Source organism: Bradyrhizobium uaiense, from assembly GCF_010811875.1.
Classification (GTDB): Bacteria; Pseudomonadota; Alphaproteobacteria; order Rhizobiales; family Xanthobacteraceae; genus Bradyrhizobium; species Bradyrhizobium uaiense.
Window position 1 is genome coordinate 1 of sequence record NZ_VKHP01000178.1, and the last position, 20,249, is coordinate 20,249.

Here is a 20,249-nt window from a genome sequence, read left to right on the forward strand (position 1 = left end):
CGCTCGCGGGCGAGTGGCCTGGGGCTGTGGCCGTTGGCGGTTGCCAGCCCGGCCTGCGGCGGCCTGGCGCTGGTGGGGCTCGGCCCCGCCGTGCGGGGGGTTGACCCGGGGGACCCGGGTTTCCTCGGCCTTCGCCAACCCCGGGTGAACCCGGGGGTCGGAGATTCCGCCGCCGTCGCCGCCACCGTCCCCGCCGCCATCAAATACGTGAAATTGCATCGCAACCTCCCAGCTTCAAACATTATGTTGTCAATGAACCACTCCAAATTCAGACAGGAAGTCCGGCGGCTTCCAGTCGTTGCACGTAAAGTGAAGCCTGCTCCGCTTTGAAAGGGCAGCGCGGCGCGTAATGAGACACAGTGAATTGCGGCAGAACCGACCGGTGATGTGTTGCCAATAGCGCGGCGTCCTCATGCCGGCCGACGGCCACGAGGCTTGCGGCTGCGATCCGGATCGCGTTTCCGTATCGTGGATTGAGGCTGAGTGCCTTGCGTGACCAGCGAATGGCCTCCTCATAGGTGCCGTTCAAATAATGATTTTGGCCGAGCCGTGAAAAACTGGTGAAGGCTTGCTGATCCAGCGGGGACAGCCGAATGGCGCGTTCGGCTCGCTCGATTCCCGACACCGGCTTGCCGATGAAGCCGTATGTCGCGCTGCTGAACATCCATGCCCAGGGGTTGTTTGGCGACGCGGCAAGCGCTCGGTCAAAGCAGTCCAGCGCTGTGTCGTAGTCAAAATGGAACGCACTCCGCGCGTGTCCCTGGAGTGAAAGGGCAAGCGCGTCGGACGGATCGCGTTCGATGGCGCAATTCGAGAGCCGGATGATCTCGGCGATCTCGGCGCTGGGATCGGTCGACCGACCCTCGGCGATATTCAACATGTGCCAGCGCGCCGAAAACGCATATGGCGCCGCATAGCCGTCATCCTCTTCGCGCGCCCGCTCCAGCAGGGTCCGCGCCATCGAAAAGCTGGCAAAGTCCAGCTTGTAGAGCAGATCGAGCGCGCGCAGAAAATAATCGTACGAGTTCAGATTGTGCGGGCGCTTGCGCAGCGCGCGCTTCACCTCGGCCTGGCGCACATGCGTCGAGATGCGACCCACGATCATGAGGGCGATTTCGTCCTGCACGCCGAAGATGTGCTCGATATCGGTTTCGTATTTCTCCGCCCAGATGACCGATGCCGTCGACAAGTCACCGAGCTCGACGGAGAGCCGGATTCGACCGCCGGCCCGACGGATGCTGCCACTGAGCAGATACCGCACGCCGAGTCGTTCGCCGGCTACCGTTCCGTAATCGACGGCGCGGCGGTCGATCATCATGGTCGATCCGCGGGCGACCACCAAAAGGTGACGAATATTGCTGAGCGTGGCGATGATATCGTCGACAAATCCCTCGGCGAAATAATTGTCGTCGGCGTCGTCTGAAAGACTGACCAGCGGCAAGATGGCGATCGAGGGCAATTTTGCACGCCTGGACGGCGCGCGCGCGAAGCCTACGGCCGCGCCGCGGTCGACCCCCGGCAGTTGCAGCGAGAACGCGGGGACAGCCCGCGTTAAATTCTTCAGCCTGAGGTCGCCAAGGCTGTCGAGTTTCAGATCGCCAGGGCTATCAAGATTTTCGAGCACGGCCGACGACACCACGATCCCGCCAGCCGGCGCTGTCGTCTGGAGACGTGCGGCGATATTGACCGCGCTTCCGTAGATGTCATCGAGATCAAAGATGACGGGCTCCCAATGGATGCCAATTCGAAATGCGATGCGGCGCTCGGGAGAGTGCCGACTTTCCCGAGCCAGGATCTCCTGCTGCAACTCGGCCGCGCACTCGACCGCATCCGACGGGCTCTCGAAGACCGCGAGAAATCCGTCGCCGGTGTTCTTCACGATTTCACCGCGATGGGAGACGATGGTCGGATCGGTGACTTCGACGCGGAGCGTCCGATAGCGTTGATGCGTTTCGAGCTCGGCCGCTTCCATCAGTCGGGTATAGCCGACCACATCGGCCGCGAGGACAGCGCGACAGGCACGCTCAAAGGGAGGCATCACTTGAGGGGACAACACAGGGTCACTCTGCACCGCCATGCCCGCCATACCGTCGCGCTATAACCTTCCATGCAGGTTAGCATGCGGAAGCCACCCTGTCGCCACCGGGGCGGGAGCTATCGAAGAGCGCCACTCGCCGCAGAAATGGGCTGGCAGGAGGCTGTTATCCGATAATTCGGTGCAGATGATGGCTATCAGCCCATGCGATATCCGCGCCCTGGCCATCCACTTTCTCTGCCGATGGCCAAAGCGCTCAGTGCCAGGATGGTACGGGGCAAGAATTCCCGGGCAGCGTTATGCAGATTGGGCCAGCTCCCGCAGGTGCCGTTCGATCGCGGCCTCGACCTCGTCCGGGTGATCGATCTGGGGAAGGTGCCCGGCGTCGGGAATGATCGCTAGCCGGCAATCGAGCGACGCCGCGAGCTGGGTCATCGGCTGCACCAGCAGCTCGTCGCGTGCGCCGACGACCATTGCCAGCGGTAGTTGCAGCCGCTTCACGCCGTCGAGATAATCGAGGGACTGGATGGCGCTGGCGCAACCGATAAAGCCCTCCGGATCGGTCTCGTTGATGCAATCCAGCAGCGCGTTGGTGATGGCCGGATTGGCCTCGAGAAAGCCGCGCCCGAACCAGCGTTCGGCGGTCGGTGCCGCAAGCGGCGCGATCCCCTGTGCTTGCACAACGGCGATCCGATCATCCCATGCGGCCGCAAACGGCGGCGGCGCATCGGCGCGCGCGGCGATCACGCACAGGCTGAGGAGGCGGTCGGGATGGTGCACGCCGAGGCCGAACGCCGTCATGCCGCCCTGGGAGACGCCGATCACGTGCGCCCGCGCGATACCGAGGTGATCGAGCACTGCGACCGCATCCGCCACCAGATCGTCCATCGTGTAGGGACCGCGCGGTGCCTCCGATTGTCCGTGACCTTTGCTGTCGAGCGCGAGCACGCGGTGGCCGCGCGCGACGAGTGCGATGGCTTGCCGATGCCAGATCGCGCTGCTGGTCAGGATCGAATGGCACAGCAGCACGGGCACGCCGCGCTCTGCTCCGCCGACACGAACGCTGAGCCGGCCGGCCGGCCCCGGCGCGTCGTGCCGGACGAAGCCCTGCCATGCGGCGGTTACGATCGGCGCCGGTTCAGTCGACAAGGCCCATCTCCGCGAACACGTCCTTGGCGATGCGGAAGCTGTCGAGCCCGGCGGGCATGCCGCAATAGACCGCGATCTGCAGGAACACCTCGCGCAGCTCGGACTTGCTCAGTCCGTTGTTGAGCGCGCCGCGAATGTGCACCTTGAGCTCGTGCGGCCGGTTCAGCGCCGCGATCATGCCGAGGTTGAGCAGGCTGCGGCTGCGCTTGTCGAGATCCGGGCGATTCCAGATCTCGTCCCAGCAATATTCGGTCGCGAGCTTCTGGATCGGCCAGTTGAAATCGTCCGCCGCCTTCAGCGATCGCTCGACATAGGCGTCGCCGAGCACGGTGCGGCGGGTCTGCAGGCCGCGCTCGAACTTCTCGCCGCGGGGATTTGCGTCGGTCATCATTGTCTCCTTTGAACTATGATCAGGCCAGCGCCGGCTCGGCGATCGGCGTGGTCCAGGCGTCGTAGCCGTAGACCCAGTCCGGATCGGTCGGGTTCTTCAGCCAGGTGTTGGTGCGCGAGCTCGCCTGCACGCGCGAGGTTCTCGGCTTGCGCGTCGCCTCGAAGCGGCGGAAGGCCGCAGCGACGCCGTCGCGATCGACGCCCTTGAGGCAGCGCGACAGCACCGCGGCGTCCTCGATCGCCATCGCCGCACCCTGTGCCATATACGGCGTCATCGGATGGCAGGCGTCCCCGAGCAGCGTGATATTGCCCGCACTCCAGCGCGGCAGCGGATCGCGGTCGACCAGCGCCCATTTGTGCACCGACGGGCAGGCTTCCAGCACCTTGCGGACCTGGGGATGGAAGCCGTCGAACGCCTTGCGCAATTCGTTGACGTCGCCGGTGGCCGACCAGGATTCCACGGTGAAGCCGGGCTCCGGCTGGCTGGTCACGAAGTAGACCTCGCTCCGGTCGGGCTTGACGTAATAAATGACGATGTGGCGATCCGGCCCCCACCATTTGGTGCAGTCGTCGATCGGGTAACCGTTGAGCAGCGATGCCGGGAATACGGTGCGATAGGCGATGCGGCCGGTGAAGTTCGGCTCGTCGCGGCCGAACAGCCGCTCCTTGACGAAGGAATGCACGCCGTCGGCTGCCACCACCGCGTCGACCGTCGTGCTGTGGCCGTTGGCGAAGGTCAGCGCCACCGAACGATCCGCGCGCTGTTCGATCGCGGTCAGCTTGTGGTCGAGGCGGAGGAGATTCTCCGGCACGGCGCTGGCGAGCGCCGCATGCAGGTCGCCGCGATGTCCGAGCAGATAAGGTGCGCCATAGCGCTCCTCGGCGGCAGGGCCGAATACCATGTCGAAGCGCACCTCGCCGGTGTCGTATTCCTTGTTGTTCCAGGACCGCGGATAGAACGCCGCGCGGCGCAGCAGCGGCTCCAGGTCCCACGCCCGCATCACCTTCATGGCGTTGCAGCCGATCTGGATGCCGGCCCCTAATCGCGTGAAGCGCTGGGCCTGTTCGTACACAGTCACATCAACCCCTGCGCGGCTCAGCGCCGCGGCGGAGGCCAGTCCGCCCATGCCGGCGCCGATTACCGCCACCGAAAGTCTGCTCATTGTCGCTCCTCACAGCTCGCGCCGGTTGACGACCGGCTTCCTTGCCGTTGTCGGTCAAAGCGGGCGGCGCCGGCAAACGAGTAATGCTGACGGAGCGTGAGGTGGGCTCACGCGGCCGTAGTCGGCTTGCGAACTCGGCCTGTGAGCTGAAGTCACGCTGCCTGAGCTTAACTCGTTTGCGCTTCGCGCAATCGCCCGCCAACGTCGCGCCGCTGCGTTGATGCGTCTGCCCACGACGCCATCTGCGCGGCCAATATCAAGACTCCAGAGGATCAACGCCCATGTCCACGATCACCAATGACGGTGCCGCCCGTCTCGATGTTGTTGCGGCACCCTGGCATGCGCGTCTCTATGTTCAGGTGCTGATCGGCATCGCGCTGGGCGTGCTCGTCGGATATCTCTGGCCGGATGTCGGCGCGGCGCTGAAGCCGCTCGGCGACGCCTTGATCAAGATGATCAAGATGGCGATCGCGCCGATCGTCTTCCTCACCGTGGTGCACGGCATTGCCAGCCTCGGCGACATGCGCAAGGCCGGACGGATCGGCGTGAAAACCCTGATCTATTTTGAGGTTGCCACGACAGCGGCGTTGATCCTTGGCCTGGTCGTCATCAATCTGGCGCGGCCCGGCGACGGCATGCACGTCTCGGCTGCTTCGCTGGATTCCCGCCTCGTTGCCTCCTACGTCACCCAGTCGCACGAGCAGACCGTGGTCGGCTTCCTGATGAACGTCATTCCGTCGACCGTAGGCGGCGCGTTCACCAGCGGCGATACGCTCCAGGTGCTGTTCTTCGCCGTGCTGTTCGGCATCGCCCTTCAGCGCTATGGCGAAGGCGGCAAGCCGGTGCTGGTGGCGATCGAGAAGCTGTCGAAGATCCTGTTCATCCTGATCGGCATGATCATGCGGATTGCGCCGATCGGCGCGTTCGGCGCCATGGCCTTCACGATCGGAAAATACGGCGTCGGCTCGATCGTCGCGCTGTCGCACTTCATGCTGGTGTTCTATCTCACCCGCGTGTTGTTCGTGATCGTCGGGCTCGGCATCGTGTCGCGTTTTGCGGGCTTCAGCATCTTCAAGCTGATCCGCTATCTCCGCGAAGAGTTGCTGCTGGTGTTGGGCCTGTCTGGCTCGGAATCGGTGATGCCGCGTTTCATCGACAAGATGAAGGCCGCAGGTTGTGCGGAATCGACCGTCGGCCTCGTGATTCCGACCGGCTACACCTTCAATCTCGACGGCACCTGCATCTATCTGACCATGGCCAGCGTCTTCCTCGCCCAGGCCACCGACACGCCGATGTCGCTGGTCCAGCAGATCGGTCTCGTGGTGGTCTGCCTGCTCACCTCGAAGGGTGCAGCCGCCGTGCCGGGCAGCGGCTTCATCGTGCTCGCCGCGACGCTGGGCTCGATCGGCCACGTGCCCGTGGCAAGCATCGCGCTGCTGCTCGGCATCGACCGCTTCATGTCGGAGGCGCGTGCGCTGACCAACTTCATCGGCACGGCGGTGGCGACCGTGGTGGTGGCGCGCTGGGAAGGCGACCTCGACCGCGCCCAATTCGTTCGCGCCCTCGACAATCCGGACGCCCCCACGCTATCCTCCTGACGCTTCCGGAGACGCGACACGATCATGAGAAAGTTGCCACCGCTCAACGCGGTGCGGACATTCGAGGCGGCCGCGCGGCATGTGAGCTTCACCAAGGCCGCAGAAGAGCTGCTCGTCACCCATGGCGCCGTCAGCCGCCAGGTCGCGCTTCTCGAGGACTGGTTCGGCGTCAAGCTGTTTCGCCGCGCTCCTTCGCAACTGACGCTGACCGCGGCCGGCCAGATCTACTATCGCGAGGTCACGGCGATCCTCGATCGCCTGGCGCTCGCCTCGATGGACATGAAGCAGTATGGCTCGCCGTCGGTGCTGCGCGTCAGCGCGCCGCCGACGTTTGCGATGCGCTGGCTGATCCGCCGCATCTCTTCGTTCCAGCGTATGCGCGCCGACGTCGAGCTGCGGCTGCTCACCTCGATCGGTCCGCTCAACGTCAACGACCGTTCGTTCGACGTCGCGATCCGCGGCAATGTCGGCGAGCCGGTCGGCTGGATGTCCCAGCACTTCATGACCGAGCTGATCGCGCCGGTCTGCCATGTCGATCTGCTGACGCGCGGGCGGCTCGCGACCCCCGACGATCTGCGGCATCACACGCTGATCACCTATTTGACCGAGCCGTATGACTGGCCGCGCTGGCTGGCGCAGGCCGGTGGCGAGATGAGTGCCGATCAGGAGACGCTGCGGTTCGAGCAGATGTTCTTCGCATTGCAGGCGACGATCGAGCGGATCGGCATCGGGCTGTTTCCGCTGTTCCTCGTGATCGACGAACTGATGGCGGGCCAGCTTTGCCTGCCGTTCGGCGACCTAGGCCTGCGCAAGCGCGAGTACCGCTCATTCTATCTCGCCGACAATGAAAGCGCCGGCGCCATTGCCGACTTCACCGCATGGCTCGCCGACGCTGGTCGCGAAACCGAGCAATTCATGATGGACTGGGGCACGTCGAAGGGCTGGAGCTTCTAGGCGAGCGGCTCTATGACAGCATGAGGGGGAACGCGCATGCCCAACATGACTCGCCGGCCATTCCTGCAGCTCGCTTTCGGTGCCGCGACGCTACCGCTTGCGTCGATCGGTGCTCGCGCGGAAACCATGGCGCGCCCGATCACCATAATCGTGCCGTTTTCGGCTGGCGGACCGACCGATGTGCTGGCGCGGATCCTCGCCGAATATATGCGCAATACGGTAGGCCATCCCGTCATCATCGAGAATGTCACGGGCGCCTCCGGCACCGTCGCGGGCCTGCGCGCCGCGCGCGCGACGCCGGACGGCTCCACGATCACGATCGGGCATTGGGGCACGCATTGCCTGAACGGCGCGATCTATCAGCTGCAATATGACGTTCGGGAATTTGCGCCGATCGCGCTGATCGCCAGCGGGCCGCAGCTGATCATCGGCCGGCCCGATCTGCCGGCGCAAAATCTGAAGGAGTTGATCCTCTGGCTCAAGGCCAATGGCGACAAGGCCACAGCGGGCACCGCGGGCCCGGGATCGGGCGCGCATGTCGCGGGCGTCTTCTTCCAGCAGTTGACGGGGACGAACTTCTCCTTCGTGCCGTATCGCGGCGCCGGCCCCGCGTTGAACGATCTGATGGCTGGGCACATCGACATCATGTTCGATCAGGCCCCCAACTCGCTGCCGCAGGTGAAGAGCGGGACCGTGAAGGCCTTTGCGGTCACGGCGCCGTCGCGGCTTGCATCGGCGCCAGATATTGCGACGGTCGATGAAGCCGGATTGCCGGGGCTCTATATCGCCTATTGGCACGGGATCTGGGCGCCGAAGGGCACGCCTGCCGATATCGTGTCGATACTGTCGAAGGCCGTGATATCAGCGCTCGCCGAGCCCGTCGTCCGGCAACGCTTCGCCGAGCTCGGCCAGGAGATCCCGCCGCCGGACAAACAGAGCTCATCAGCGCTGCGCGCGCATCAGGCTGCCGAGATCGAGAAATGGTGGCCGATCGTCAAGTCGGCCAACATCAAGGCGGAATAGGTTCCACTTCGACGCGCATCAGACTCAAGGGAACTGCGATCAGCGGTATCCCCTGCCGTTTCGAACTTTTGGGTTTGCGCCGACCGTCCGCCCGAGGCGATCTTCGGTGACCGTTCGGAGTGCTCTTAGGGGCGTCACTCCAAGGCCGGTCCAGCCCGGTCGAATCTCCGACGGAGACGTGGCGAGACCGTCTTGCCGGTGCGGCGTGCGAATGCTCGTTGAGCTGGACGTAAGCGTTTGATTTAAAAAGATTTACCGCGGCGGTCGTGCCTGTTGGCGCTGCTCTTGAACAGTCGGCTGACAAACCTATATGTACAATTGGACATATAGAGACAGCGATGACCGATACGAGCAAGACGGCAACGGCAACGGCAACGACACCGGTCTCCCGACCCAAGGGACGCCGCAGCAAGGACATGCCCGACGGCCGCCAGGCGCTGCTGATCGCGGCAACCGAGGCATTTGCGGCCCAAGGTTTCGACGGAGCGGACCTGCGCAGCATCGCCGCGGCGGCGGGCGTCGCGCCGAATCTCGTGCGCGTCCATTTCGGCAACAAGGCCGCGCTGTGGGACGCCTGCCTCGATCGCGTCGTTGTGCTTGCGCTGCCTGTGATGGCCGAGGTGCATGCGATCGCAACCGACGCGCGCCGTTCGCTGGGCGACCGGCTTCGCGATCTCATCATCACGGTCGCCACCTTCTACGCCGCACATCCGCAGGTACGAAATTTCGTGGTTCGCCACGGCGCGGAGGCGCCCGAGCGCTCCACGCAGGTCACCGAAAAACTGCTGCGTCCGGCCTATGAGAGCGCGCGCGAGCTTTTTCAGGCCGGCATCGCGGCGGGCATTATCCGCAGCAGCCATCCGGCGCTGTTCTTTGCGTTGCTGAATGCGGCCCTCAACCAGCCGCCGGCCTTTCCGATGCTGCTTGGGCGGTTCGCGCCCGAGATCGATCCCGCGACGGCGTGGACCGAGTTGCTCGACACCACGGTCGCAACGCTTCTGCACCCTCCGCCATCGCAAGCCGGCGCCGAACGCGCGGCGAGCGAGGGCCGCAAGCCCGGTGCGTGACACCAGTCACGACCGACCCCTCAACCTGCCAGTGAGAGAGTGATCCATGAAACTTCGTCTTGCCCTCGTGCTTCTCGCCGCAACGATTGTGCCCGCTATGGCGCAGTCCGGTCCGAACGAATCCATGCAGCGCCAGGCCTGCATGGGTGACGCGGTCCGCCTGTGTGGCGCCTACATCCCGAACCGCGACCGGATCAGGGATTGCATGGCAGCCCAAACCGAGCAGCTCAGCCCGTCATGCCGTGCGGTGTTCGATGCATCTGTTCAGGCCGAGCGATCGCCATCAGCGCGGCGCTGACGGGCAGCGTCTGTTCCCAGAGGCCGCATCCGAACGATTGCAGCGCCGTTCGGCGGCGCTGCGCATCTGTTCCAGCCGACCGCCACGAGGAGGCCGTCGCAAATCCGTGAAAACATCCCCTTCCGTTAACCTTTGATTAACCATGCGGTCCGATTGTTAACCATTCGACAAGACAACCGAGTCAGGGGCGATGGACGCAACTCAACAGGTCGCACGTCAGCAGGTCCGCATGCGCGGCCGCTCCTATGTTGCGTTCGTTTTCTCGCCGGTCGTGCCGATCGTGTCCTGGCTCGCCGAGATCGACGCGACGCTGGGGAAGTCGCCGGGCTTCTTCACCGGCAAGCCTGTGGTGCTCGACCTCGCAGCGGTCGATCTCAGCCAGGCCGCGATCGCGCATCTGGTCGGCAGCCTCGCTGAACGCAATATTCGTATCCTCGGCATCGAGGGGGTCGACGAATCCAGGCTCGGCGCCAACATGCCGCCGCTTCTGACCGGCGGCCGCGCCTGCGCGATCACCCATGTCGAGCCGCAGAAGCCGCAGCCGCAGGAAAAAAACAAAGACAAGGACAAGACCAAGCTGCCGTCGCTGCTGCTGGAGAGCCCGGTTCGCTCCGGCCAGTCGATCGTGTTCGCCGAGGGCGACGTCACCGTGCTCGGCTCGGTCGGCTCCGGCGCCGAGATCGTTGCCGGCGGGTCGATCCATGTCTACGGCACGCTGCGCGGACGCGCGATGGCCGGCATCAACGGCAATTCTGCGGCCCGGATCTTCTGCCAGAAGATCGAGGCCGAACTGCTCGCCATCGACGGCTACTACCAGACCGCAGATGACATCGGCGACAGCCTGCGCAACCGGCCCGCCCAGGCGTGGCTCGAGGGCGAAATGCTGCGCATCACACCATTGAACTGACCGACTGACTACAAGGAGAGAGAGAATGGCCAAGGTTTTGGTCGTGACGTCTGGGAAGGGCGGGGTCGGTAAGACGACCTCAACTGCCGCGCTTGGCGCGGCACTCGCGCAAATGGGCCAGAGCGTCGTCGTCATCGATTTCGACGTCGGCCTGCGTAACCTCGACCTCGTGATGGGCGCTGAACGGCGCGTGGTGTTCGACCTCATCAATGTGGTGCAGGGCGTCGCCAAGCTGCCGCAGGCCCTGATCCGCGACAAGCGGCTGGAGAACCTCTGGCTGCTGCCGGCGTCGCAGACCCGCGACAAGGATGCGCTGACCGAAGAGGGCGTCGAGCGCGTGATCGCCGACCTCAAGACCAAGTTCGACTGGATACTGTGCGACAGCCCGGCCGGTATCGAACGCGGCGCGACGCTCGCGATGCGCTACGCCGACGAGGCCATCATCGTCACCAATCCGGAAGTGTCGTCGGTCCGCGACTCCGACCGAATCATCGGCATGCTGGACTCCAAGACGGTCCGTGCCGAGCGCGGCGAACGGGTCGAGAAGCATCTCTTGGTCACCCGCTATGATGCCGGCCGCGCCGCACGCGGCGAGATGCTGTCGATCGACGATATCCTGGAAATCCTTGCCACGCCGCTGCTCGGCATCGTCCCGGAAAGCCAGGACGTGCTGCGCGCGTCCAATGTCGGCTGCCCGGTCACGCTGAACGCTGCAAGCAGCGCGCCGGCGCGGGCCTATGCCGACGCGGTACGGCGCCTGATGGGCGAGCAGATCGAAATGACCGTGCCGGTCGAGCGCAAGAGGCTGATGGACCGGCTGCTGCGACGGAGGGCGGCATGATGAACGTAATGCGGCTGTTCGGCGCCCGCGCCGCATCGGCGCCTGTCGCGCGGGAGCGGTTGCAGATCCTGCTCTCGCATGAGCGCGGCCGGACCGGCGCGCCCGACCTGCTCGAGATGCTCCGCTCGGAAATCCTGAGCGTGGTCTCCAAGCATATCGACGTCGATCCCGACAAGGTCGTGGTCCGGATGGACCGGGGCAAGTTCGTCTCGATGCTCGAGGTCGACATCGAGGTTCCCAATGGCGTCCAGCGATCAAAGATGGTGGCGGCCACATGACGGCAGACAGCGACAGTCACATCGCCTGGCAGCGCGCGCAGCTCAAGAAGCTGCGTGCGGCATTGAAGGCGATCGAGGTCGATCAGCTCGGCAAGGCCAATTGCGGCCGCGCGACGCAGATGACGATCGACGAATTGCAGCGCAAGATCGGCGAGTCCGGCCGCTGCATCGCCGAATACGAGCGCCGCACCCGTCGCCCGCTGGCGACGGATCTCGGCAGCCTCGCCAGCGTCAGCTGGACGCATTGGAACGCCAACATGCCGATGGCCAAGGCACCGCGCCATCGCGCGTGAGCGGACGCCAAGTTTAGGCACTCGTCATTGCGAGGAGCTCGCGACAAAATTGCAAAGCAATTTTGCGCTGAAGCGACGAAGCAATCCATGCTTCAACGTGTGCGGCTCGATGGATTGCTTCGCTTCGCTCGCAATGACGTGGAGAGGTCGGCGGTCTACAGCAAGAACGACAGCGCCGCCTCGCACTGGTCCTCGATCTTGAGCGTGAGCAGCTCATCGGCGCGGGTGCGGCCGAGGTTGACGGCGGCAATCGGCAGGCCGCGCTGCTCCGCCATCCGGACGAAGCGAAAGCCGGAATAGACCATCAGCGAGGAGCCGACGACGAGCAAGGCATCGGCCTGCTCGAGATGCGCCTGCGCCGACGCGACCGTATCGCGCGGCACGTTCTCGCCGAAGAACACCACATCGGGTTTCAGCACGCCGCCGCAGACCTCGCAGGCCGGCACGACGAATGACGAGAAGTCATGTTCAAGATCGGCGTCGCCATCGGGCGCATTGGCGGCATCGAGTGTGAGCCAGGCGGGATTCAGCCGCGCCAACTCGCCTTGAAACTGTTCGCGCGGCATCGTCGCGCCGCAGCCGAGGCAACGGACCACGTCAAGCCGCCCGTGCAGGTCGATCACGCGCTGGCTGCCCGCCGCCTGGTGCAGGCGGTCGACGTTCTGGGTCAGCAACAGCTCGCAACGGCCCTGCTGTTCGAGCTTGGCCAGCGCGCGATGCGCACCGTTCGGGATCGCGCGGCCGAACCGCCGCCAGCCGACCATGCTGCGCGCCCAGTAGCGCTGCCGCGTTGTCGCCTCGCCCAAAAATGCCTGGATGGTGACCGGCGGCGTCCGCTTCCAGTTGCCGTCGCTGTCGCGATAATCGGGAATGCCCGAATTGGTGCTGCAGCCGGCCCCGGTCAGGACAAACAGGCGCTGGTGGCCGGCGACGAAATCCTCGAGGGCGGGGTGTTGCATGCGGGCACATCTAGTGCGGCGCGCACGCTTGCGCCAGATGTGGGGTCTGTTGCAGCAGGACCTTTCACGCCGCCTCTGCGTTGACGGCATGGCACCCGGACCGCTGTAGCGGGTAGCTGCGTGGTGCAATTGCCGGCGGAGTGATCGATGCGGCCTGGATTCATCATCGTCGTTTGCGGGTTGATATCCCTGACGTTGTCGCCATCGCATGGCCAGGATGCGGGCGTTTCCGGCGAGCAGACATTCAACAATTCCTGCCGCACCTGTCACACCGTCAAGGACGGCGACAACCGCGTCGGCCCGAACCTGCACGATATCGTCGGCCGCAAGGCCGGATCGGTCGCGAAGTTTCCCTACTCGGAGGCGATGAAATCATCCGGCATCGTCTGGGATGAGAGCACGCTGCTGCGCTTCATCGAGGATCCCGAGGCCGTGGTGTCGGGCAACGGCATGAAGCCCTATACCGGCGTCCGCTCGGCGGAAGATCGCGCGAAGATCGTGGTCTTCCTGAAATCCCCCGGGAAGTGACTGTTGGAGGAATGCCGGCCTCATTTTGCCGGCAGGACGAAGACCTGGCCGGGATAGATCAAATTGGGATTGCGGATCTGCTGTGAGTTGGCCCGATAGATCACGGCATAGCGCTGCCCGGCGCCCAGTGCGCGCTGGCTGATCCGCCACAGACTGTCGCCACGGGCCACGGTGGTCGTCGTGATCTTCGGCACAATCACTGCGGAGGGGGAGCTCGCATCGGATGCGTTTGCGGTCGTCGCCGCCGCGAGCTGTGGGGTGGCCACGCCTGCACGCGTGGACGACGCTGCCGGCGCCGGGATCGATGCCGTGGTCGTCGCGTCCGGAACGTTGAACGGCACCTCGGCACGCGAGCGCACCTTGCCGGATCCGGGATCGACCTCGTCAAGCCGGATCTGGTAGTCGCCCGCCGTAACGCCCTTGTTGATCGTGACCGAGAGGCGCCCCTCCTGGTCGGCCGTCGCCGACGTGATCAAGCTGCCGTTCAGATAGAGCCGGACGGTCGCGCCGGGCGTTGCCTGACCGCTCACATGGAGCTTGCCGCCCGGTTCGGTCTCGACCGCCTCGATAGCCATCTTCCCGGCAGCCGACGTCGCCGCGGGTTGCGACAGCACCCGGACGGGCTTGTCCGGCGCCATCAGCGCCACCATCGGGCGCTCCCTTGCCGCAGTCTCGAGCGCCACCGCGATGCTCTGCTTCGAGGTCACCTGCTTGCCGTCACGTGTGATGCGGAGGGTCAGGTCATGGTTTCCCGGCGGAAGCGGGCGCGGCACCATGACGAACTGGCCGGATTTGTCCGCCACCGCGCGATCGTACACCTCGCCATTGCGCAGCAATTCCACCGTCGCGTCGGGTAACGCCCGACCGGCGACAACGGTCTCGCCGGTCGGCTCGACGTTGACGACATCGAACTCCGGCAGAGCGTCCGCGCCCGGTGCGGGCGACGGCCCGGCGAGCGCGTTGGTCAGCGCCGCTGTCTCGGTTTGTGCCTTCGCCAGCGCAGTCTGGTGCTGGTCTCGCGCGGTAGCCGCCGGCGCGGATGGCGCCGTCGCCATCAAAGGCGTGCTCGCGCCCAGAATTTGCTGGGTACGGTGAATGCCGAACACGAATGCCGCCGTGCCGCCGGCTGCAAGTGCCAGCAACGGTACGACCAGTTTCATCGCCGTGGCGTTCATGACCGTCATCCGCGGATCAACGTCCCCGCGCGTCCGCGCGCGCCACCCCACAGCCCGGTGGGGGGTATAAGAGAGACTGCGCCCGTTTGGGCACCCCATCAAGTCGGATGAAAGGATTACTCCCTGGGGCAGCGCGGCCGACCGGGCAGCTCACCGCCATTCCGCGACATTGACGGCAAGCGCCGCGGCGCCCACGAGAATCAGGCTGACCGCCCAGACCGTCTCCAGATTGAACCAGCTCCGCGCAACGAATCTCACGCCGAGATAGCGATAGACCAACCAGGCCAGCAGGCCGCCGGCGCCGAGCATGGCGGCGGTGTGGACGAGTGCGACCAGCAGCGCCATCGCCAGGTTCTGGTCGATCACGCGCGCGGCGGCGGCGTGGCCATCATGCGCTGACGATGTCGCGCAGAGGCCGAGATAGATCGGCAGCAGCATCAGTCCCGCGCCATGTGCAATCGCCACCGCGAACGACCAGAGCGCCAATCTGGCCGGCGGTATCCGCGCCAAAGCGCGCGGATGACGGCGATCGACGAGACGGATGAGGCCGAAGCCGATGACGATGATGCCGGCCGCGATCTGGATCGGGCGCTGCCATTCCGTCAGTGCGATCAACAGCGCGAACGGCAGCAGCACCAGCAGCATCGCCGCAAGGTGGCCCGCCGACAACGGCAGCAGCGCGCCCGCGACGGCGCGCGGGGATTTGTCCATCAGGCCCGCGGCTACCGCGAGCGGCCAGCCCATGCCCGGATTGACTCCGTGATAGAGGCCGCTTGCGATGATCGCGAGCCATAGCCAGAAGGCCGTCGTATCGACGTCACTCAATTTCAGACCGACGGATAGCAGAACGAATCCGTCGAACAGTCGCCGCCCTCGAGGCGGATTTGATGCGGGCGATAGCCCTCGGGGAATTCGACGAAATAGTCCTTGGCGAGCTCGATCCCGCCGTTGGCGCCGACATTGGCCATGACCTGGGCCCCCGGCATGCCATCGGGATAGAACTGGTCGTCCCAGGTCGAATAGAGCGAGTTGGTCCAGTACACCCGCTTGCCGTCGCGGCTGATCTCGACCATCTGCGGGCCGCCGGCAAACGCCTTGCCGTTCGGATGCGGCGTGCGGCGGGCGATGCCGCCGATATGCACCGAACCTGCAAGCTTCGGCTTTCTCGGATCGCGGACGTCGTATTGGCGCATTTCGCCGGTGCCCCAGCAGGAGACATAGAGGAAGCGGTCGTCCATCGACAGGTCGATATCGGTCACCAGCGGCGGCACGGCGCCGAACCCCTGCAGCAGCGGCGGCAGCTTCTCCTTCGGCGCCGGCTCGGGCGGTATCGTCGCGGTCTTTTCGGCGTGGAATTTTCCGCCCTCGCGCCACCAGGTCCAGATCGAGGCTTCGAGGTTGGTGGTGTCGACGACGACGCCGACAAAGCCGTACTCGCGGATCGGGTCGTGCGCGGGCCTGACTTCGAGCGCCATCTGGTGATTGGCGCCGAGGTCGATGGTCTGCACGTTGCGCCGGGCGCGCAAGTCCCAGAAATGCAGCCGATGACCGTATTTATTCGACAGCAGGTCCTCAGGCACGATGCCGTTCTCGAATTGCGGCGGCAGAGCCCATTCGCTCGACACCATGTAGTCGCGCGGCAGATTCCACCAGAAATCGTAGTGCAAGGTCTGCGGCCCGCGGTCGATCTCCCAGCGGCCGAGCACGTCGAAGGTCTGGCAATCCATGATGAAGATGCCGGGCGGGCCCTGCGTGCCGTCCTTGCCGCCGCCGCCGAGGGTGGAGACATAAATGCCTTCGGGCCCGCAATGAGTGGTGTGCGGCCGCGAGTAGCCGGTCTTCTTGAACACTTCCTCCGGCTCGATGATCTTGTGGATCTTCGCTTCGAGTGGCGAAGGCTTGGTGTCGATGATGTAGATGCGCGACGACCGCAGTCCGGGGATGATGAGGTAGCGCCGCTCGATGAAGGCGTGTCCAGCCAGCGGAGACAGTGCGGAGGAGCAGGCGTTCCAGCCGAAATGATGGAACTCGTCGCCCTTGTTCGGCATCGTCACGGTGTGGACGATCTTGCCATAGGTCTTCGAGCCCGGCTTGACGTCGATCACCGCGAGCGCGTCGGGCTTCTTGAAGTCTGGGCTGAGCAGCAGCGTATAGGCGAAGTGCTCCGGCGGCGCCTCCATGGCAAGCTTTGGCGAGGCATGAAATGTGGGGTCGGGTCGCATCGTCATGACGTCCTCCCGGTTCTATCGGCCTGTCGCCAACGTCGGGTCGTGCGCAGCGTTGCAATGGTCTCAATGGGGCGGCCTGGCACTCCGCTGGACGCGAGGTTGGCTGCGGACAGCTTACGGCATGATCCGCCTTCCGGAAACACGCGCGCATCCACTTGGGCTGTGACGTTCCGCCACGAATTCGTGAGCCGAGTCACACTTGGAATTGCCGGCCGCGCCGCCCCGACGCTCGCCGCGTCGGCATCCATGTCCGCAAGTTGTGAGGCGAGACCGCTGCCGCTCGTGATATAGGCATTGCGCGAGCTGATCATGGCAGGGGCGGGGAACATGCAGGCAGCCGATCTCGTCGTCGGGCTTTCGTCACGGACCATGGCTGCGCTGGGCGCGCTTGTCCTGCTCACATCGCTTCATTCCGGCGCGGCCCATGCGCAAGGCGCCGAGCCGGTGTGGCCGACGGCTCAGTGGGAAATCTCGACGCCGGAGCAGCAGGGCATGGATTCGGCGGTGCTGGCAAAGCTGGTGGCGACCGGCACCACGCGCAGTTTCGACAGCCTGCTGGTGACGCGCCATGGCCGCATCGTGCTCGATGCGTACTACGCGCCCTTCGCCGCCGACATGCCGCACGCGATCAACTCCTCCACCAAGGCGGTGGTCGCGACGCTGCTGGCGATCGCCTACAAGGATGGTCTGCTGGATCGTCTCGATCATCCCATGCTGGATTTCTTTTCCGATCGCAGCAGCATTGCCAATCTCGACGAGCGCAAGAAGGCGATCACGGTCCAGCATCTGCTCAACATGACATCGGGCCTCGACTGGGACGAGGGGTTCGAAGGTGGCCGGGAGCTGTCGCTGCGCGACATGGGAAAGAGCGCGGACTGGGTCCAGTTCATCCTGGACCGCCCGATGGCGCATGCGCCGGGCGAGGTCTTCTATTACAACAGCGGTGGCTCGCATTTGCTGTCCGCGATCGTCACCAAGCTCACCGGCAAGAACACCGCCGACTATGCCGAGGAGCGACTGTTCGGCCGGCTCGGCATTGCCCAGCCGTTCTGGCGACGGGATCCGCAGCGGCTCCCGATCGGTGGATTCGGCCTCTCGATGCGGCCGCGCGACATGGCGAAGATCGGCTATCTCTATCTGCGCAACGGTCAGTGGGCGGGCAAGCAGCTGCTGCCGGCGGATTTTCTCGATGCCGTCAACCATGCCAGCATCGACATGCATTCGCGGTTCGACCCGTCGCGGCGCTACGCCAACCAGTTCTGGGCCATCCCCGATAAGCACATCTACATGACGGTGGGCTATCATTGCCAGGTGATCATGATGTTGCCGGAGCGGGACATCGTCGCCGTCATGACGGCGAGCAATTTCTGTTCATTCGGCAAGCTGGCCGACGAGATTTCCGCTGCCGTCAAAGCCGACGAGGCTTTGCCGGCCGATGCGGCCGCGGCCGAGCAGTTGGCAAGCGCGATCGCCGACGTCTCCACGGAGAAGAGGGAACAGGTCGGCGCGACACCTGCGGTTGCGTCTACGATTTCGGGCCGGACCTACAAATTCCCCGACAATGATCTGGGCATCAAAACGCTGACGCTGTTCCTTGCCGACGAGAACCCGCGCTACGTCGTGGAGACGAACGCGGGCGATCCCGCGCGGCGCCATCTCGACGGACCGATCGGTCTCGACGGCCTCTATCGCAAGAGTGCCGCCAGCTTCCTCGGTATGCGCGCCGTCAAGGGCGCTTGGAAGGACGAGCGGACCCTTGTCGTCGACCTCCAATATGTCGGGCTCGGCGACGCCTGGACATGGACGCTCACCTACGACGGCGACAAGGTCGCGCTGCACGGCAAGGCTAGGGATGGGCGCGAGGGATCGGCGGAAGGGGCGGCCGGCGGCTAAAGCGCGACGAGATTGGGATAGTCGCTTGCGTTGGCTCAAAACTCCAGCGCCGCAGGAGCAGCAGCGGCAATTCTGGCTCGGATCGATCAGGTCGATGTTGGCCCTCGCGCCGCTGTTCCGCTGATTTGCCACAGCCCCTTATGGATATCGAATTTCACCAGGCCATCGTCCCGCATTTTCAGCAGCAGAGTCTGACAGGCTTCCTCATTCGCGACGTTGGCGCGTCGCATGATTTGGTAGACCTTGAGCGGCTTTTCGCGCAGCGCACTCAGGATTTTTTCTCGATCGTTCATCACGACCGGACCCCGCGGTTATCGAAGCGCTTCCTCACTGAGCGTACGAAAGCTGATCTTCCGTCACCACGCGCTCGACGTTGTCCGATTTGCTCTTGATGCGGTATCGAAGTCGCCCATCTGCTTCGATCGGCATGCACTGAACGATGGTATAGAGCATTGGCCGATCGGCCGCCGCGCGGCCTTGCGGCCCCTGAGGCTGGTGCCGAACGTCCTCATTCAACTTGTAGACATGCGACATGTGTTCACCTCTATGATTTAGGGGCTGCCCTAGCGCAGACTGTGCCGCTCCGCAATGGACCTATGGCCTTTTGTCTTCGTCGCGCAAAAGCCTGATTGTTGCCGTGCGTGCTGCATCAGCCTCGCGGGAAGGCGCAGGAGAGCGTAAGCAACATTGACCGAATATGCTTCAAATAGCCATTGAATATCTTCTTGGAATATCTTCTTGGCTTGCAACAAGGGCTGCAGGAGGTTGCCGGATTGCCATTTGATCTCGGGAGGCGGATGCTCTCGGCTGCGGGCACAAGGGAGAGCAGCATGAGCAAGGCAGGCCTCGATAACCGGCACCGTAACAAGGACGGCGAGATCAGCAGCAAGCACGGGGGCACGCTGCTCGGTACCTTGCGCAAGGTTTACGGCCCGAATTTCGCCGCGGGCTATCCCGGAACCGAGAAGTTGAGCGACGTCCTTCTTGCTCTGAACGAGACGTCACTGAGCCAGCTCCGCCGCGATCATGAGACCGGCCATCTGGGGCACAAGATCGCCAACGCCTCCAAATAGGCCGCAGCTCTCTCAAAACTCCAGCGCCGCATTGTCCACCACCTCCTTCATCACGAAGAAGGTGCGGGTCTGGCGGACGCCGGGCAGCGCGATCAGCTGGTCGCCATGGATGCGATTGAAATCCTCCATGTCGCCGGCGCGGATCTTGAGGAAGTAGTCGAAGTCGCCGGCGACGAGGTGGCAGTCGAGCACGCATTTGAGTTTCGCCACGGCCTGCTCGAAGCTCGCGAAGCTTTCCGGCGTCGAGCGGTCGAGCACGACGCCGACCATGACCAGCGTATCGGCGTTGGAAGCGATCGCGTCGGGGATGATGTATTCGAGCTTGCGCAGCTTGTTGCCGCCGAAGGCGAGCCCGGAATTGCAATCCTCGCGCTTGGCATAGAGCTCGACCTTGCCG

General features: G+C 64.5%; 23 protein-coding genes. 12 read left to right on the forward strand and 11 right to left on the reverse strand.

The genetic code is table 11. The features are described from left to right. Positions 1–268 precede the first annotated feature (268 nt). The 4 genes from FNJ47_RS32345 to FNJ47_RS32360 all read right to left on the reverse strand — a co-directional run bounded on the left by FNJ47_RS32345 (position 269) and on the right by FNJ47_RS32360 (position 4,737). Positions 269–2,077 (reverse strand): adenylate/guanylate cyclase domain-containing protein, encoded by a 1,809-nt coding sequence (locus tag FNJ47_RS32345; protein ID WP_163159994.1) that lies wholly within the window; start codon positions 2,075–2,077, stop codon positions 269–271. 255 nt (positions 2,078–2,332) lie between these two features. Continuing rightward, positions 2,333–3,070 (reverse strand): alpha/beta fold hydrolase, encoded by a 738-nt coding sequence (locus FNJ47_RS32350; protein WP_163159995.1) that lies wholly within the window; start codon positions 3,068–3,070, stop codon positions 2,333–2,335. A gap of 103 nt (positions 3,071–3,173) precedes the next feature. Next, positions 3,174–3,572, reverse strand: a complete 399-nt coding sequence (locus FNJ47_RS32355) for a carboxymuconolactone decarboxylase family protein (protein ID WP_206685368.1) — start codon at positions 3,570–3,572, stop codon at positions 3,174–3,176. A gap of 22 nt (positions 3,573–3,594) precedes the next feature. Continuing rightward, on the reverse strand, positions 3,595–4,737 hold the full coding sequence (locus FNJ47_RS32360; RefSeq protein WP_163159997.1) for an FAD-dependent monooxygenase: 1,143 nt from the start codon (positions 4,735–4,737) through the stop codon (positions 3,595–3,597). Between the two features lie 281 nt (positions 4,738–5,018). Between FNJ47_RS32360 and dctA the strand changes: the two genes are divergently transcribed. The 9 genes from dctA (at position 5,019) to FNJ47_RS32405 (ending at position 11,996) form a co-directional block, all read left to right on the forward strand. After that, positions 5,019–6,335: a C4-dicarboxylate transporter DctA gene (dctA, locus tag FNJ47_RS32365; protein WP_163159998.1), complete on the forward strand. Its 1,317-nt coding sequence runs from the start codon at positions 5,019–5,021 to the stop codon at positions 6,333–6,335. Positions 6,336–6,359: 24 nt separating this feature from the next. Continuing rightward, positions 6,360–7,289 carry a LysR substrate-binding domain-containing protein gene (locus tag FNJ47_RS32370; RefSeq protein WP_163159999.1) on the forward strand — a complete coding sequence of 310 codons (930 nt, stop codon included), beginning with the start codon at positions 6,360–6,362 and terminating at the stop codon, positions 7,287–7,289. Between the two features lie 45 nt (positions 7,290–7,334). Further along, positions 7,335–8,312: a tripartite tricarboxylate transporter substrate-binding protein gene (locus FNJ47_RS32375; RefSeq protein ID WP_163160010.1), complete on the forward strand. Its 978-nt coding sequence runs from the start codon at positions 7,335–7,337 to the stop codon at positions 8,310–8,312. A gap of 338 nt (positions 8,313–8,650) precedes the next feature. Continuing rightward, on the forward strand, positions 8,651–9,379 hold the full coding sequence (locus FNJ47_RS32380; RefSeq protein WP_236000215.1) for a TetR/AcrR family transcriptional regulator: 729 nt from the start codon (positions 8,651–8,653) through the stop codon (positions 9,377–9,379). Positions 9,380–9,425: 46 nt separating this feature from the next. After that, positions 9,426–9,677 (forward strand): hypothetical protein, encoded by a 252-nt coding sequence (locus tag FNJ47_RS32385; protein WP_163160000.1) that lies wholly within the window; start codon positions 9,426–9,428, stop codon positions 9,675–9,677. Between the two features lie 190 nt (positions 9,678–9,867). Further along, positions 9,868–10,584, forward strand: coding sequence for a septum site-determining protein MinC (gene minC / locus FNJ47_RS32390; protein WP_163160001.1), 717 nt, complete (start codon positions 9,868–9,870; stop codon positions 10,582–10,584). Between the two features lie 25 nt (positions 10,585–10,609). After that, positions 10,610–11,425 carry a septum site-determining protein MinD gene (gene minD, locus FNJ47_RS32395; RefSeq protein ID WP_163160002.1) on the forward strand — a complete coding sequence of 272 codons (816 nt, stop codon included), beginning with the start codon at positions 10,610–10,612 and terminating at the stop codon, positions 11,423–11,425. Further along, a complete protein-coding gene (gene minE, locus FNJ47_RS32400; RefSeq protein WP_163160012.1) occupies positions 11,425–11,703 on the forward strand; it encodes a cell division topological specificity factor MinE in 279 nt (92 codons plus the stop codon). Before minD ends, minE begins: the two co-directional genes overlap by 1 nt. Continuing rightward, positions 11,700–11,996 (forward strand): hypothetical protein, encoded by a 297-nt coding sequence (locus FNJ47_RS32405; protein ID WP_028341537.1) that lies wholly within the window; start codon positions 11,700–11,702, stop codon positions 11,994–11,996. Before minE ends, FNJ47_RS32405 begins: the two co-directional genes overlap by 4 nt. Before the next feature lie 155 nt (positions 11,997–12,151). Here the strand turns inward: FNJ47_RS32405 and FNJ47_RS32410 are convergent, their stop codons facing one another. Beyond that, entirely contained in the window at positions 12,152–12,955 is an 804-nt protein-coding gene (locus FNJ47_RS32410) for an NAD-dependent protein deacetylase (protein ID WP_163160003.1), read from the reverse strand. 147 nt (positions 12,956–13,102) lie between these two features. Between FNJ47_RS32410 and FNJ47_RS32415 the strand changes: the two genes are divergently transcribed. Further along, positions 13,103–13,483, forward strand: coding sequence for a c-type cytochrome (locus FNJ47_RS32415; RefSeq protein WP_165445963.1), 381 nt, complete (start codon positions 13,103–13,105; stop codon positions 13,481–13,483). A gap of 20 nt (positions 13,484–13,503) precedes the next feature. Here FNJ47_RS32415 and FNJ47_RS32420 read toward each other — a convergent pair whose 3' ends face one another. The 3 genes from FNJ47_RS32420 to FNJ47_RS32430 all read right to left on the reverse strand — a co-directional run bounded on the left by FNJ47_RS32420 (position 13,504) and on the right by FNJ47_RS32430 (position 16,886). Beyond that, on the reverse strand, positions 13,504–14,658 hold the full coding sequence (locus tag FNJ47_RS32420) for a LysM peptidoglycan-binding domain-containing protein (protein WP_236000216.1): 1,155 nt from the start codon (positions 14,656–14,658) through the stop codon (positions 13,504–13,506). A 150-nt stretch (positions 14,659–14,808) separates the two neighbouring features. Then, the gene (locus FNJ47_RS32425; RefSeq protein WP_163160005.1) at positions 14,809–15,483 is read right to left on the reverse strand and encodes a hypothetical protein; all 675 of its coding nucleotides are present in this window, start codon (positions 15,481–15,483) and stop codon (positions 14,809–14,811) included. A 2-nt stretch (positions 15,484–15,485) separates the two neighbouring features. After that, positions 15,486–16,886, reverse strand: a complete 1,401-nt coding sequence (locus tag FNJ47_RS32430) for a selenium-binding protein SBP56-related protein (RefSeq protein ID WP_163160006.1) — start codon at positions 16,884–16,886, stop codon at positions 15,486–15,488. A 309-nt stretch (positions 16,887–17,195) separates the two neighbouring features. On the opposite strand from FNJ47_RS32430, the gene FNJ47_RS32435 reads away from it, so the two are divergent. Beyond that, entirely contained in the window at positions 17,196–18,779 is a 1,584-nt protein-coding gene (locus FNJ47_RS32435) for a serine hydrolase domain-containing protein (RefSeq protein ID WP_236000217.1), read from the forward strand. An 86-nt stretch (positions 18,780–18,865) separates the two neighbouring features. Here FNJ47_RS32435 and FNJ47_RS32440 read toward each other — a convergent pair whose 3' ends face one another. Both FNJ47_RS32440 and FNJ47_RS32445 read right to left on the reverse strand, forming a co-directional pair. Beyond that, positions 18,866–19,072, reverse strand: a complete 207-nt coding sequence (locus FNJ47_RS32440) for a helix-turn-helix domain-containing protein (protein ID WP_163160007.1) — start codon at positions 19,070–19,072, stop codon at positions 18,866–18,868. Positions 19,073–19,106: 34 nt separating this feature from the next. Beyond that, on the reverse strand, positions 19,107–19,313 hold the full coding sequence (locus tag FNJ47_RS32445) for a hypothetical protein (protein WP_163160008.1): 207 nt from the start codon (positions 19,311–19,313) through the stop codon (positions 19,107–19,109). Positions 19,314–19,609: 296 nt separating this feature from the next. Here FNJ47_RS32445 and FNJ47_RS32450 point away from each other — a divergent pair, with 296 nt between their 5' ends. Continuing rightward, positions 19,610–19,852 carry a hypothetical protein gene (locus FNJ47_RS32450; protein ID WP_163160009.1) on the forward strand — a complete coding sequence of 81 codons (243 nt, stop codon included), beginning with the start codon at positions 19,610–19,612 and terminating at the stop codon, positions 19,850–19,852. A 12-nt stretch (positions 19,853–19,864) separates the two neighbouring features. Here the strand turns inward: FNJ47_RS32450 and FNJ47_RS32455 are convergent. Next, positions 19,865–20,249: Lrp/AsnC ligand binding domain-containing protein (locus FNJ47_RS32455; RefSeq protein ID WP_236000218.1), on the reverse strand; the 385-nt coding region annotated here is incomplete at its 5' end.

Bases quoted from the DNA above. Each gene is read 5' to 3' on its own strand.
- FNJ47_RS32345 (WP_163159994.1), bottom strand. From the start codon at position 2,077: ATGGCGGTGCAGAGTGACCCTGTGTTGTCCCCTCAAGTGATGCCTCCC.
- FNJ47_RS32355 (WP_206685368.1), bottom strand. From the start codon at position 3,572: ATGACCGACGCAAATCCCCGCGGCGAGAAGTTCGAGCGCGGCCTGCAG.
- FNJ47_RS32360 (WP_163159997.1), bottom strand. From the start codon at position 4,737: ATGAGCAGACTTTCGGTGGCGGTAATCGGCGCCGGCATGGGCGGACTG.
- dctA (WP_163159998.1), top strand. From the start codon at position 5,019: ATGTCCACGATCACCAATGACGGTGCCGCCCGTCTCGATGTTGTTGCG.
- FNJ47_RS32370 (WP_163159999.1), top strand. From the start codon at position 6,360: ATGAGAAAGTTGCCACCGCTCAACGCGGTGCGGACATTCGAGGCGGCC.
- FNJ47_RS32375 (WP_163160010.1), top strand. From the start codon at position 7,335: ATGACTCGCCGGCCATTCCTGCAGCTCGCTTTCGGTGCCGCGACGCTA.
- FNJ47_RS32380 (WP_236000215.1), top strand. From the start codon at position 8,651: ATGACCGATACGAGCAAGACGGCAACGGCAACGGCAACGACACCGGTC.
- FNJ47_RS32385 (WP_163160000.1), top strand. From the start codon at position 9,426: ATGAAACTTCGTCTTGCCCTCGTGCTTCTCGCCGCAACGATTGTGCCC.
- minC (WP_163160001.1), top strand. From the start codon at position 9,868: ATGGACGCAACTCAACAGGTCGCACGTCAGCAGGTCCGCATGCGCGGC.
- minD (WP_163160002.1), top strand. From the start codon at position 10,610: ATGGCCAAGGTTTTGGTCGTGACGTCTGGGAAGGGCGGGGTCGGTAAG.
- minE (WP_163160012.1), top strand. From the start codon at position 11,425: ATGAACGTAATGCGGCTGTTCGGCGCCCGCGCCGCATCGGCGCCTGTC.
- FNJ47_RS32405 (WP_028341537.1), top strand. From the start codon at position 11,700: ATGACGGCAGACAGCGACAGTCACATCGCCTGGCAGCGCGCGCAGCTC.
- FNJ47_RS32410 (WP_163160003.1), bottom strand. From the start codon at position 12,955: ATGCAACACCCCGCCCTCGAGGATTTCGTCGCCGGCCACCAGCGCCTG.
- FNJ47_RS32415 (WP_165445963.1), top strand. From the start codon at position 13,103: ATGCGGCCTGGATTCATCATCGTCGTTTGCGGGTTGATATCCCTGACG.
- FNJ47_RS32420 (WP_236000216.1), bottom strand. From the start codon at position 14,658: ATGAACGCCACGGCGATGAAACTGGTCGTACCGTTGCTGGCACTTGCA.
- FNJ47_RS32430 (WP_163160006.1), bottom strand. From the start codon at position 16,886: ATGACGATGCGACCCGACCCCACATTTCATGCCTCGCCAAAGCTTGCC.
- FNJ47_RS32435 (WP_236000217.1), top strand. From the start codon at position 17,196: ATGGCAGGGGCGGGGAACATGCAGGCAGCCGATCTCGTCGTCGGGCTT.
- FNJ47_RS32440 (WP_163160007.1), bottom strand. From the start codon at position 19,072: ATGAACGATCGAGAAAAAATCCTGAGTGCGCTGCGCGAAAAGCCGCTC.
- FNJ47_RS32445 (WP_163160008.1), bottom strand. From the start codon at position 19,313: ATGTCGCATGTCTACAAGTTGAATGAGGACGTTCGGCACCAGCCTCAG.
- FNJ47_RS32450 (WP_163160009.1), top strand. From the start codon at position 19,610: ATGAGCAAGGCAGGCCTCGATAACCGGCACCGTAACAAGGACGGCGAG.